This is a genomic window from Plantactinospora soyae (assembly GCF_014874095.1).
In the GTDB taxonomy this organism is placed as follows: domain Bacteria; phylum Actinomycetota; class Actinomycetes; order Mycobacteriales; family Micromonosporaceae; genus Plantactinospora; species Plantactinospora soyae.
Map to the genome: position 1 here is coordinate 9,603,370 of NZ_JADBEB010000001.1, position 12,806 is coordinate 9,616,175.

The 12,806-nt window shown below is 71.1% G+C and carries 10 protein-coding genes; 3 read left to right on the plus strand and 7 right to left on the minus strand.

Annotated features, from left to right (window positions below; all coding sequences use genetic code 11):
• Positions 1–64 precede the first annotated feature (64 nt).
• Together H4W31_RS41865 and H4W31_RS41870 are read right to left on the minus strand one after the other, a co-directional pair.
• Positions 65–1,330 carry a deoxyguanosinetriphosphate triphosphohydrolase gene (locus tag H4W31_RS41865; RefSeq protein ID WP_192771650.1) on the minus strand — a complete coding sequence of 422 codons (1,266 nt, stop codon included), beginning with the start codon at positions 1,328–1,330 and terminating at the stop codon, positions 65–67.
• On the minus strand, positions 1,330–1,683 hold the full coding sequence (locus tag H4W31_RS41870) for a VOC family protein (protein WP_192771651.1): 354 nt from the start codon (positions 1,681–1,683) through the stop codon (positions 1,330–1,332). Before H4W31_RS41870 ends, H4W31_RS41865 begins: the two co-directional genes overlap by 1 nt.
• Positions 1,684–2,135: 452 nt before the next feature.
• Here H4W31_RS41870 and H4W31_RS41875 point away from each other — a divergent pair, with 452 nt between their 5' ends.
• Positions 2,136–2,642 (plus strand): roadblock/LC7 domain-containing protein, encoded by a 507-nt coding sequence (locus H4W31_RS41875; protein WP_192771652.1) that lies wholly within the window; start codon positions 2,136–2,138, stop codon positions 2,640–2,642.
• A gap of 84 nt (positions 2,643–2,726) precedes the next feature.
• On the opposite strand, the gene ppdK is transcribed toward H4W31_RS41875, so the two are convergent.
• Positions 2,727–5,435: a pyruvate, phosphate dikinase gene (ppdK, locus tag H4W31_RS41880; RefSeq protein WP_192771653.1), complete on the minus strand. Its 2,709-nt coding sequence runs from the start codon at positions 5,433–5,435 to the stop codon at positions 2,727–2,729.
• A 434-nt stretch (positions 5,436–5,869) separates the two neighbouring features.
• On the opposite strand from ppdK, the gene H4W31_RS41885 reads away from it, so the two are divergent.
• Positions 5,870–7,576: a beta-N-acetylhexosaminidase gene (locus H4W31_RS41885; RefSeq protein WP_318783687.1), complete on the plus strand. Its 1,707-nt coding sequence runs from the start codon at positions 5,870–5,872 to the stop codon at positions 7,574–7,576.
• 104 nt (positions 7,577–7,680) lie between these two features.
• Here H4W31_RS41885 and dusB read toward each other — a convergent pair whose 3' ends face one another.
• Positions 7,681–8,874: a tRNA dihydrouridine synthase DusB gene (gene dusB / locus H4W31_RS41890; RefSeq protein WP_192771655.1), complete on the minus strand. Its 1,194-nt coding sequence runs from the start codon at positions 8,872–8,874 to the stop codon at positions 7,681–7,683.
• 106 nt (positions 8,875–8,980) lie between these two features.
• On the opposite strand from dusB, the gene H4W31_RS41895 reads away from it, so the two are divergent.
• Positions 8,981–10,024, plus strand: a complete 1,044-nt coding sequence (locus H4W31_RS41895; protein WP_225945949.1) for a type IV toxin-antitoxin system AbiEi family antitoxin domain-containing protein — start codon at positions 8,981–8,983, stop codon at positions 10,022–10,024.
• Here H4W31_RS41895 and H4W31_RS41900 read toward each other — a convergent pair.
• The 3 genes from H4W31_RS41900 to H4W31_RS41910 all read right to left on the minus strand — a co-directional run bounded on the left by H4W31_RS41900 (position 9,994) and on the right by H4W31_RS41910 (position 12,806).
• Entirely contained in the window at positions 9,994–11,373 is a 1,380-nt protein-coding gene (locus H4W31_RS41900; protein WP_192771656.1) for a glycine--tRNA ligase, read from the minus strand. The genes H4W31_RS41895 and H4W31_RS41900 overlap by 31 nt on opposite strands.
• 281 nt (positions 11,374–11,654) lie before the next feature.
• On the minus strand, positions 11,655–12,128 hold the full coding sequence (locus H4W31_RS44645) for a hypothetical protein (protein ID WP_192772812.1): 474 nt from the start codon (positions 12,126–12,128) through the stop codon (positions 11,655–11,657).
• Positions 12,129–12,464: 336 nt separating this feature from the next.
• Positions 12,465–12,806, minus strand: coding sequence for an antibiotic biosynthesis monooxygenase family protein (locus tag H4W31_RS41910; RefSeq protein ID WP_192771657.1), 342 nt, complete (start codon positions 12,804–12,806; stop codon positions 12,465–12,467).

The window sequence follows — 12,806 nt, forward strand, 5'->3', positions numbered from 1 at the left end:
GTAACTAGTTACACGCTAGGGACCCGGTCCGGCACGGTCAACCGTTCCGAGTTCCCGGCGGGCGTCAGCCGGCGGCGGTGAGGCGCCGGTGCCAGGCCGTCGCCGCCGGGTCGGTCAGCGAGGCCACCTGGTCGATCACCACCCGCAGCCGGGCGGCGTCGTCGGGCGCGGCCTTCCACAGCGGCGCGAAGACCGGGTCCAGTGGTTCCGGCGCCCGTGCCACCAGCACCTCCACCAGTTCGGTCAGGATCTCCCGCTGGCGCTCGTACCAGCCCTGGGCGCCGGGGCGACGCATCACGTACCGCAGCGCCATCCCCTTGAGCAGGGCGCACTCCGCCCGGATCCGCCGGGGTACGACGAGGTCTGCGGCGTACCGGCGCAGCGGGCCGCCGCCGAACCGGTCCTGGGTCGCCCCTACCGCCGCCGCGACGAAGCGCCCGGTCAACACGCTGGTGGTGGCCTTGAGCGCGGCCAGCGCCCGGTGGCTGCCGTCGTAGTCGACCAGTGGCGCCAGCACCGGATCGGCCAGCAGTTCCACCAGCACCTCGGCCAGCGCGCCGGCCGACTCCGTCGAGTACCGCCCGGCGACGTCGGCGCAGAGCGCGGCCCGCTCGTCGGGGTCGGTACGCAACGGCGGCAGCCGTAACCGCAGATAGCCGCCGTGGATGCCGTCCTCGACGTCGTGCACCGAGTACGCGACGTCGTCCGCCCAGTCCATCACCTGGGCCTCCAGGCAGCGCGTGTCGTCGCCCGGGCCACCCCGGCGCAGCCAGGCGAAGGTGTCGGCGTCGTCGGCGTACACCCCGAACTTGGGCTGTCCGGGCCGACGCGGCCATGGGTACTTGCAGGTCGCGTCGAGCGATGCCCGGGTCAGGTTGAGACCGGCCGACCCGCCGTCCGGGCGGAGTACCTTGGCCTCCAGCCGGGTCAGTACGCGCAGCGTCTGGGCGTTCCCCTCGAAGCCGCCGCAGCCCTGCGCGAGAACGTCCAGGGCGTCCTCGCCGTTGTGCCCGAACGGCGGATGACCGAGGTCGTGCGCGAGCCCGGCGACGTCCACGATGTCGGGGTCGCAGCCGAGCCGGCCACCCATCTCCCGGGCGATCTGGGCGACCTCCAGGGAGTGGGTCAGCCGGGTCCGGAGGAAGTCGTCGGTGCCCGCGGTGTGCACCTGGGTCTTCGCGGCCAACCGCCGGAAGCCCGCCGAGTGCAGCACCCGGGCCCGGTCCCGCTGGTAGGGGCTCCGCCCGTAGCCGCTGTCCTTCGCCGGCTCGGCCACCATCCGCTCCGCGTCGGGCTCGCCGACCACGTCGCCGGTGCCCACCCCTGGCATCAACTCCGCTGGGCGAGAACGCAGAATTCGTTGCCCTCCGGGTCGGCCAGGACCGTCCAGGTGTCGTCCGGGGACTGCCCGACGTCGACGTGCCGGGCGCCCATGTTGACCAGTCGCTCGATCTCGGCCTCCTGGTCGGCGGGGCGGAGATCGATGTGCAGGCGGTTCTTTGTCTCCTTGCCGCCCGGTACCGGTACGAAGACCAGGCCCGGCAGCACGTCCGGGGACCGGCGGATCTCCACCTCGTCCGGCAACTCGTTGACGATCTGGTAGCCGAGCGCCTCCGCCCACCACCGCGCCAACCGTGCCGGATCGGTGGCGTCGACCACCAGGTTCTCCCACACGCTGCCCATGGGCCACACCTCCGTTACGAGGGAAACGAAGTTCGCGTGTCGACCAGGTTACGCCCGGGTTCCCGAGGCGGCGCGTCAACAAACGCCCGACACTTTACGCGATTGATCCCCGCCGCCAGGCACAACAGCCAAACAGCCGAGAGTTGCCGGACGATCGCCGATGGTCATGGGGCCGCGCCTCGACATGGCTCGGTGTAGCGTGCCGGAGGCGGATGGTTACCAGGGCGGGCGCGGCGTCCTGGCGACCAGGACCGACGCCAGGCGGCATGGCGCAACGGTGCGCGCGACGCAACGCCCGACGACGTGAAGACAATCCAGACGGCGTGCAGAGACCCCGAGCCAGTGGCGACGACCCGGACGGCGCGGCGCGACGACGCGGCGCGGGTACCTGCACGGAGCAACGGGGTGAAGCAACGCCAAGCGGCACGGACCGATGCTAAGGAGAGACACCAGTGGATACTGATGCCGCCCTGCTGGCCGAACTGCACCGGCTGCGGCGAGCGGTGCCGGACGTATCGGGCGCCCTGCTGGCCGCGGTCGACGGGCTGCTGGTCGCCAGCGACCTGCCGGGCGCCGATCCACATCACATCGCCGCGCTCTCCGCGGCGAGCGTCGGCATCGGCGACCGCTTCACCCAGTCCGTCGGACACGGCCCGTTGCGGGAGTTCGTCGTCCGGGGCGCCGAGGGCTGGGTGGTCAGCTATCCGGCCGGCGACGACGCGATCCTGACCGTGGTGGTGGCCCCGGGCACCGACCTGGACCGGCTGCACACCGAGGCCCGGCCGGTCGCCCACCGGCTCGGCGCCCTCTGGGTCGCGATCCGGCAGCCGACGGTGGCCACCGCGATTCCGCCGACCACCGATCCGGACGCGCCGCTGGCCACCCGTACGCCGATGGCCGCCCTGCCGGCCGGGTTCTGGTCGGAGTCGGGCGGATGGCGGTCCCCCGGCCGCCCGTGAGCACCGTCGACCGGACCCGGAGATGTGCCGTGCCGAGCAGCCGGCCGGGCGCCCGGAGGCGTACCGGCCGGCTGCGGCGGTGGGTCAGCGGCTGTCGGAGCCGGTCGTCTCGATAACCGCCCGGCCGGCCTCCAGCCGGGCCACCGGAACCCGGAACGGCGAGCAGGAGACGTAGTCCAACCCGACCTCGTGGAAGAAGTGCACCGAGTCGGGGTCACCGCCGTGCTCGCCGCAGACTCCGAGCTTGAGCCCGGGGCGGGCCGCCCGGCCCTCCTCGGCGGCGATCCGGACCAGCCGGCCGACCCCGTCGCGGTCGATCGACTCGAACGGCGAGATGCCGAAGATGCCCAACTCCAGGTAGCGCCAGAAGAAGGCACCCTCCACGTCGTCCCGGGAGAAGCCCCAGGCCATCTGGGTCAGGTCGTTGGTGCCGAAGGAGAAGAACTCGGCCGCCTCGGCGATCTGACCGGAGGTCAGCGCGGCCCGGGGTACCTCGATCATCGTGCCGATCAGCACCTCGACGGCCTGATCCCGGGTCACCTCGGCAATGATCTTCTCGGCTTCGGTGCGTACCGTCTCCAGTTCCTGCACCGCGCCGACCAGCGGCACCATGATCTCCGGCTGGGGATCGCCGCCGTCCCGGGCGCACTCCACCGCCGCCTCGACGATCGCCCGCACCTGCATGGCGAACAGGCCGGGGATGACCAGCCCCAGCCGGACCCCGCGCAGGCCCAGCATCGGGTTCTGCTCGTGCATCCGGCGTACCGCGTCCAGCATGGCCTCGTCCTTGGCCGCCGGCTCACCGCGCTCCTGGGCGACCGCGACGTGCACCGCCAACTCCTCGAGCGAGGGCAGGAACTCGTGCAGCGGCGGGTCGATCAGCCGTACCGTGACCGGCAGCCCGTCCATCTCCCGGAAGATCTCCACGAAGTCCGCCCGCTGCAACGGCAGCAGGTCGGCCAGCGCGGCCTTCCGTTCGTCGTCCGACCGGGCCAGGATCAGCCGCTCGACCAGCTCACGCCGGTCGCCGAGGAACATGTGCTCGGTCCGGCACAGCCCGATTCCCTCGGCACCGAACCGCCGGGCCCGCGCGGCGTCCGGACCGGTGTCGGCGTTCGTCCGGACCCGCAGCCGCCGCTGTCCGTCCGCGTGCGTCATGATCCGGTGTACGGCGGCCACCAGCGCGTCCTCCGACTCGTCCGGCCCGACGCTGCCCTCGAAGTACCGGACCACCTCGGACGGCCACACCGGCACCTCGCCGAGGTAGATCCTGCCGGTCGTGCCGTCGATCGAGACCACGTCGCCCTCGCGGATGGTCTGGCCGTGGACGGTGAACCGCCGCTCGCGGACGTCGACGTCCAGCGCGTCGGCGCCGCAGACACAGGTCTTGCCCATCCCCCGGGCCACCACCGCTGCGTGGCTGGTCTTGCCACCCCGCGAGGTGAGGATGCCCTGCGAGGCGATCATGCCGGGCAGGTCGTCCGGGTTGGTCTCCCGGCGGACCAGGATGACGTCCTCACCGGCGTCGGCCAGCTCGACCGCCCGCTTCCCCTCGAAGACCACCTTGCCGACCGCCGCACCCGGCGAGGCGCCGATGCCCTGGGCGAGCGGCGTCAGGTCGGGGCCGAGCTTGAACCGGGGGAACATCAGTTGGGCGAGCTGCGCGCCGTTCACCCGGTGCAGCGCCTCGTCCAGGTCGATCAGTCCCTCGTCGACCAGTTGGGCGGCGATCACGAACGCGGCGGCGGCGGTCCGCTTGCCGACCCGGGTCTGCAACATCCACAGTTTGCCGCGCTCGATGGTGAACTCGATGTCGCACAGGTCCCGGTAGTGCTCCTCCAGCCGGGCCATGATGGCCACCAGTTCGTCGTACGCCGGCTTGTTCAGCTCTTCGAGTTGTTGCAGCGGGACGGTGTTGCGGATCCCGGCCACCACGTCCTCGCCCTGGGCGTTGGCCAGGTAGTCGCCGTAGATGCCCTGCGCGCCGCTGGCCGGGTCGCGGGTGAAGGCGACCCCGGTACCGGAGTCCCCGCCGAGGTTGCCGAAGACCATCGCGACGACGTTGACCGCCGTGCCGAGGTCGGTCGGAATCCGTTCCTGCCGGCGGTAGAGCACGGCCCGGTCGGCGTTCCAGGACCCGAAGACCGCGTTGATGGCGAGTTCGAGCTGTTCCCGGGGCGCCTGCGGAAACTCCCGGCCGGTGTGCTTGGTGAAAATCGTCTTGTACGCGTCGACCAGCGCCCGCAGGTCGTCCGCGTCGAGGTCCAGGTCGTCGGTCGTCCCCTTGGCCTGCTTGGCGCGCTCGAGCGCGTGCTCGAACTCCTCGCCCGGTACGTCGCAGACCGTCTTGCCGAACATCTGGATCAGCCGGCGGTACGAGTCCCAGGCGAACCGGTCGTTGCCACCGGCCTGGGCGGCGAGCCCCTCGACACTCGCGTCGTTGAGCCCGACGTTCAGCACCGTCTCCATCATGCCCGGCATGGAGAACTTGGCACCGGAGCGGACCGAGACCAGCAGCGGATCGGCCGGCTCGCCGAGGCGCTTGCCCATCGCGTCCTCCAGTGCGGACAGGTGCGCGCCGATCTCCTCGGCCAGGCCGTCCGGCTGCGCCCCGGTGCTCAGGTACGCCTTGCACGCCTCGGTGCTGATGGTGAATCCGGGGGGTACGGGCAGCCCCAGGTTGGTCATCTCGGCCAGGTTCGCGCCCTTGCCGCCGAGCAGGTCCTTCAGGTCCTTGTTGCCCTCGGTGAAGTCGTAGACGTACTTGTGATCCGACGTCTGCTGCGATGCCACGGAGCCTCCCACGCGCGCCGTTCAACACTGAACGAAGGTTTAGCCGTCCTAGTACCTACCCAGGGGACGGTTTCTCGTACCAGGGAAAACCGCTGCTACTGGTGGGCGAAGGCTAAGCGACCCACGTACGCCTTGGGACCATTCGGTGACAATGTGCACAGCCGTGAACCCTGTACGTGTTCGTGAGGTTTTGTGGGAGCGATCCCACGAACATGATCAATCACCCCGCACACGCCGAGCCTGCGAATAGTGACGTTCACCACTGGCTGACCGACGACACCGGAATAACGTCGGTCCCGACCAGGGTTGACCACCCCGAGGCTCGGGATCGGTCGTACCACAGGGTGACCAACCCTTGACACCGGGCCATTTCGAACGTACGTTTCATGAAATTTGCCCGGAATCACCTGCGGCTCCCCCCGGAGAGATCTGCCGTGCGAAATGCCACGTTCCAGCCCCGGTCCGCCCGCGCCTCCACCGGCGGCGACACCCCACCCCAACTCACCGACGTGCTGCCCGCCCCGGTACGGGTCGAGCCGGCCACCGGCGTCGAGTTCATCCTGACCCCCGGCACGACGATCCGGACCACGGCCGGTCCGGCCGCCGCCGCCGTCGGCCGCTACCTGGCCGACCTGCTGCGCCGCCCCACCGGCTATCCGCTGCCGATCGTTCCTGCCGGCCCGGCCGACGCACCGGGCGGAATCTCCCTCCTGTTGACCGGGACCGACCACGGGCCGGCCGGAGAGCGGCGAGCCCGGAACGGATCGCCGGCCGAGGGCTACCGGCTGGACGTCGGCGCCACCGGCGTGGTGGTCCGGGCGCGCACCGCCGCCGGGCTCTTCTACGGCGTACAGACGCTGCGTCAGCTGCTGCCCCCGAAGATCGAGGCCGGGCGGCGCCAACCCGGACCGTGGGCGATTCCCGGCGGCGTGATCGAGGACCACCCCCGGTTCGGCTACCGGGGCGCGATGCTCGACGTGGCCCGGCACTTCTTCGCCGTACCGGACGTGCTGCGGTTCATCGACCACCTGGCCCGGTACAAGCTCAACCACCTGCACCTGCACCTCACCGACGACCAGGGCTGGCGGATCGCGGTGGACTCCTGGCCCCGGCTGACCAGCGTCGGCGGCAGCACCGAGGTGGACGGCGGTCCCGGCGGCTACTACCGCCGCGAGGAGTACGCCGAGATCGTCGCGTACGCCGCCGCCCGGCACATCACCGTCGTACCCGAGATCGACCTGCCCGGACACACCAACGCGGCACTGAACGCGTACGGCGAACTCGCCCCGGACGGCGAGGCGCCACCGGAGTACACCGGCACCGACGTGGGATTCAGCGCGGTGGACGTCGACAACGAGCGGACGTACCAGTTCGTCGACGACGTACTCGGCGAGGTGGCCGCGCTGACCCCCGGCCCGTACCTGCACGTCGGCGGGGACGAGGCGTTCACCCTGGGCTCGGCCGACTACACGCGCTTCATGGACCGGGTCCAGCGGATCGTCACCGGGCACGGCAAGCGCGTCCTGGGCTGGCACCAGCTCGCGGTGGCCGAGCACAGCCCCGGACGGGTCATCCAGTACTGGGGCACGTCGACCGAGGACCCGGTGGTCACCGCCGCCGTGCGGGGCGGCGCGAAACTCGTGCTCTCCCCTGGCAACCGGACCTACCTCGACATGAAGTACACCGACGCGACCCCGCTCGGCAAGGACTGGGCCGGACTGGTCGAGGTCCGGGCCGCGTACGACTGGGATCCCGGCAGCTATCTGACCGGGGTACCCGCCGGGGCGGTCCTGGGCGTCGAGGCGCCACTGTGGACGGAGACGATCCGGACGGTCAGCGACGTCGAGTTCATGACGTTTCCCCGGCTGCCGGCCATCGCCGAACTCGGCTGGTCACCTGCGTCGACCCACGACTGGGCGGACTTCCGGGTCAGGCTGGCCGGCCAGGGCGCCCGGTGGAGCACGGCGGGGATCACCTTCCACCGCTCGCCCGAGGTGCCGTGGGCGGGGGCGCCGGTCGTACCCGAGCCCCGGCCCGCCGTCGCGGCGACGACCGTCCCCGCTACGCCGCCGGCCGACGCACCGCCGGCCACCACACCGGACAGCCCACCCGGCGACGACCAGCCGCTCGCCATCACCTGATCAGTCGACCCTTCAGCCGATCCGACTCAGCGGCCCGGGACTCGGCCACGCCTCGGCCGCCCGGGACTCGGCCACGCGTCAGCCGCCCGGTAGTCGGCCACGCGTCAGCCGCCGGAGTCGGCCAGTTCGGCGCCGGCCGGCACCTCGTCGCTGTCCCGGTCCGCCAGCCAGCCCTCCGGCAGGTGGACCTTGCCGGGCGAGTTCGTCCGCCCCCGGGGCTGGCCGAGCGTCTCGACCGGAAACGGCTCGGCCGGATCGAGCTTGCCCAGCAGATCGTCCAGTTCGGTCAGACCGCTCACCATCGCCAGCGCCCGGCGCAGCTCACCGCCGACCGGGAAGCCCTTCAGGTACCAGGCCACGTGCTTACGGAAGTCCACACATCCGTCCCGCTCGGCGGTGTCCGGCCGGTCCCCTCCGGCGAACCATTCGACCAGCAGCTCGGCGTGCCGGCGCATCGTCACCGCGACCTCGCCGAGGGCCGGCAACTTGCGTACGTCCCGGCCGTCGAAGGCCGCCGCCAGATCCGCGAAGAGCCACGGCCGGCCCAGGCAGCCACGGCCGACGACGACGCCGTCGACCCCGGTGTGCGCCACCATCCGGAGCGCGTCGTCTGCCTCCCAGATGTCCCCGTTGCCCAGCACCGGTACGTCGAGCGCCTGCTTCAGCGTGCCGATGGCGTCCCAGTCCGCGGTGCCGGAGTACCGCTGCGCGGCCGTACGCCCGTGCAGGGCCACCACCGCCGCACCGGCGTCCTGCGCGGCGAGCCCGGCCTCGACGTACGTCAGATGGTCGTCGTCGATGCCCTTGCGCATCTTCACCGTCACCGGCACCCCGGCCGGCGCGGCCGCCTGCACCGCCGCCCGGACGAGCCGGGCGAACAGCCGGCGGCGCCACGGCAACGCCGCCCCACCGCCCTTGCGGGTGACCTTCGGCACCGGGCAGCCGAAGTTCAGGTCGATGTGATCGGCCAGGTTCTCCTCGACCACCATCCGCACCGCCGCCGCCGTCACCGCCGGATCGGTCCCGTAGAGCTGGAGGCTGCGCGGCCGCTCGTCGCCGTCGAACGCGATCATCCGCAGCGTCTTCGGATTCCGCTCCACCAGCGCCCGCGTCGTCACCATCTCGCAGACGTAGAGCCCGCCACCCTGTTCACGACAAAGACGCCGAAACGCGACATTCGTTATCCCCGCCATCGGCGCCAGCACCACCGGCGGCCACACCTCGTGCGAGCCCGCAAGGAAGGGCCCCTTCTTATCGTTTTCAGTAGAAGAAGGGCCCCTTCTTAACTGCTCACCCATAGCAGACCTTCCGCCATCCCGGTGCGTCGTGCACAGCACCCCTGGTTATCCACAGCCTTCGCAAAACGGCCCTGCCACGGTACGTGACCTCGGGCAGCCTGCACCAATGACCACAGCGAGCCAAGACCATGATCCAGAACCGGACATCGAGGAACTTGCCGCCCGTCAACAGCAGATCGTGACCCGGCGCCAGCTACACGGCGCCGGCATCGACGACATGCACATGTACCGCCAGACCCGGCGCGGTCGGTGGCAACGCGTCCTGCCGGCGACGTACGCGCTCGTGAGCGGCACGCTCACCGACGAGCAGCAACGCATCGCCGCCGCACTCTACGTGGGTCGGAGCGCGCAGATCACCGGCCTGGCGGCCCTGCACTGGTACGGATTCCGCTACTCGCCGAAGGCGGACCGGATGCGCCTGCTCGTTCCGCACACAGCGCGCCGCGCCTCGGCCGGGCATGTGGTGGTGTGCCGTGCTCTCAGCCTGGACGAGTACGCCCGCGACGGCGGTCTGTACCGGATCTGTTCACCCGCACGCGCGGTCGTCGACGCCTGCCGGGAACTGCGCGATCTCCGTACCGTGCGGTCGGTCATGGCCGAGGCGATCCAGCGCGACTTCACCGATCTACCGACCCTCGACGGGGAGGTGGTTCGCGCGGGCCGCAGCCGTACGGCGCTGGTCAGGCAGGCGTTCAGAGAGGTCCTGCACGGCGTACGGTCGTCGCCGGAGGCGGAGCTGCGGGTGTGCCTCGCCGCGAGCCGCGAGCTTCTCGAGATCGTCTGGAATCCCCGGTTGCTCGGCCCGGACGGCTCCCGCCTGCCCACCCCGGACGGCTACCTCGCGGACGCCGCGATCGCGCTCGAGGTCGACTCGCAGGAGTTCCACCTGGCCCCGGCCGACTGGCGTCGCACGATGGACCGGCACAACGAACTGAGCCGGTACGGAGTGCTGGTCCTGCACTTTCCGCCGAGTCAGATCCGGCGGGAACCGGAGCGCGTCCGTCACCTGGTGGAGGACGCGTACCGGTCCCGCCGGGGGTACGGCGCCACGTGCCAGGTGTTAGTAGGGGGCCCTTCTTCTACAGAAAACGATAAGAAGGGGCCCTTCCTTGCACCACCTCAGCAGCCGGGGAGGCGCTCGATCAGGTAGGACTCGACCTGGGAGAGGGAGACCCGCTCCTGGGCCATGGTGTCCCGGTTCCGGACCGTGACCGCGTCGTCGTCCAAGGTGTCGAAGTCGACCGTCACGCAGAACGGGGTGCCGATCTCGTCCTGGCGGCGGTAGCGGCGGCCGATCGCCTGGGAGTCGTCGAACTCGACCGCCCAGCGCTTGCGGAGGGCGGTGGACAGGTCCCTCGCCTTCGGGGAGAGGGCGGGGTTGCGGGACAGTGGGAGGACCGCCACCTTCACCGGCGCCAGGCGCGGGTCGAGGCGCAGCACGGTGCGCTTGTCCACCCCGCCCTTGGTGTTCGGCGCCTCGTCCTCGTCGTACGACTCCAGCAGGAAGGCGAGCACCGCCCGGGTCAGGCCGGCGGCCGGCTCGATGACGTACGGCACCCAGCGCTCCTGCTTCTCCTGGTCGAAGTACGACAGGTCGACGCCGGAGTGCTTGCTGTGCGTGGAGAGGTCGAAGTCGGTACGGTTCGCGATGCCCTCCAGCTCGGAGAACTCGGTGCCACCGAACCGGAAGCGGTACTCGATGTCCACGGTCCGCTTCGAGTAGTGCGAGAGCTTCTCCTTCGGGTGCTCGTAGAACCGGAGGTTCTCCTCGGACAGGCCGAGGTCGAGGTACCAGTTCCAACGCTCCCGCAGCCAGTACTCGTGCCATTCCTCGTCGCTGCCGGGCTCGACGAAGAACTCCATCTCCATCTGCTCGAACTCCCGGGTACGGAAGATGAAGTTGCCCGGGGTGATCTCGTTGCGGAACGACTTGCCGGTCTGGGCGATGCCGAACGGCGGCTTCTTCCGGGCCGAGGCGGCGACGTTGTTGTAGTTGACGAAGATGCCCTGTGCGGTCTCCGGCCGGAGGTAGTGCAGGCCCTCCTCGCTCTCCACCGGACCGAGGTAGGTCTTCATCAGGCCGTTGAACATCTTCGGCTCGGTGAAAGTGCCCTTGTTGCCGCAGTTCGGGCAGTTCAGCTCGGCCAGCGAGGCCGGCGGCTGGCCGTGCTTCTCCGCGTACGCCTCTTCGAGGTGGTCGGCCCGGAACCGCTTGTGGCAGGACTGGCACTCGGTCAGCGGGTCGACGAACGCGTCGAGGTGGCCGGAGGCGGCCCAGACGTCCCGGGAGAGGATGACCGCCGAGTCCAGGCCGACGATGTCGTCGCGCTGCTGCACCATGGTCCGCCACCACTGGCGCCGGACGTTCTCCTTCAGCTCCACGCCGAGCGGACCGTAGTCCCAGGCCGACCGGGTGCCCCCGTAGATCTCGCTGGACGGGAAGACGAAGCCTCGACGCTTCGCGAGACTGACGACGGCGTCGATACGGTCGGCTGGCATGGTTACCTCCTACACCGGCTGGCGGCCGGCGGGGACAGGGTCGAGACGGTCAACGGGGACAACGGTCGCGGGCGTTGGACACCGACGGTGTCCGGGCCCGGATCAGTCGGCGCCGTGCACAACGAACGGTACGGCCACCGAGCCCAGCAGGTTACTCCAGGGTCGGGGCCGTACCGCCAGCGCCCGGCCGCCCACCGGGCCACCGAACCGGACACCGCCGACCCACCGCGCCGGCTCGGCCGGGCCCGGCTACCCGACGTCGCAGACCTTCAGGCCGCCGGCTACCCGATGTCGCAGACCTTCAGGCCGCCGGCCGAGTCCTGGTCGAGCAGGGCCCGGAGGCTGTCCTGGCCGCCGCTGGCGTAGGTGACGTCCACCGGCACACTCAGTTCCGTCGTGAGCGACACGTCGCCGACCTGGAACGAGGCGATCTCCGGCTCGGAGCGCACCCGGCGCTGGAACTCCGCCGGCGACTCCTGCTGCTGGGTGGAGTCGCAGAGCAGCGAGTACGCCTTGCCGAACTCCTCGTCGTCGACCGCGTCGAGGTACTCGCCGACCACCGTCCGGGCCTGCTCGTTCAGCGCCTCGGAGCCGGAGACCAGCAGGCCGACCAGCGCCGCTCCGCCGCCTCCGCAGAAGAGCACCACGGCGAGGGCAGCCACCCCGATCCCGAGCCAGAGCCGTATCCCGCGCCCCTCGGAAGGGGGTGCGGCGAACGGTGGCGCGGCACCGGGGCCGGGCGGCGGGGCGGGCACGCTCGGCGGCACCGGCCCGAAGCCGTACGGCGTCGGCGGTGGCCCGTACCCGGCGGGGACGCCGTAGCCGGCACCGGGCTGCCCGTAGCCGGCCGGCGCCTGATAGCCGGCGGGCGCACCGTAGCCGGCAGGTGTCTGGTAACCGGTGGGTGTCTCGTAACCACCAGGGGGCCCGTACGCGGCAGGCGGGCCGGGGGTGCCGGGCGGGGCAGGCTCGCCGGTCTGGGCGGGTGCGTCAGCCGGGGCCGGGCCGTCGGCCATGGCGGGCCCGGGATAGGACGCCGGCCCACCGGGCGGTCCGGGAACGGTCATGGAGCAAGGGTAGTGCCCGACGCATCACCGGCCGGAGTCAGCGGCCCGGTCGCTCGGCGTGACTTCGACCCGGCCGTCCGGTTCGGCGCTGGCGAGTGCCTCGTACGCGGAGGGCTCGTCGAGCGACTCGGCGAGCAGCGGGGTGGCGTGGATCTTGACGTCGAAGGCGCCCAGAGCCCGGCGGTAGGTGCCGACCGACTCCCACTCCGTGATCAGGCACCAGTGGTTCGGGTCGTCGAGGGCCCGGAGCAGTTGACCACGACGGTAACCAGGTCGGGCGGCGAGCGCGGCGAGCGCGGCGTGGGCCCGCTCGGTAAAGGCCGGGGCGGCGTCCTCCGCGACCACGAACCGGTTCGTGACGAGCAC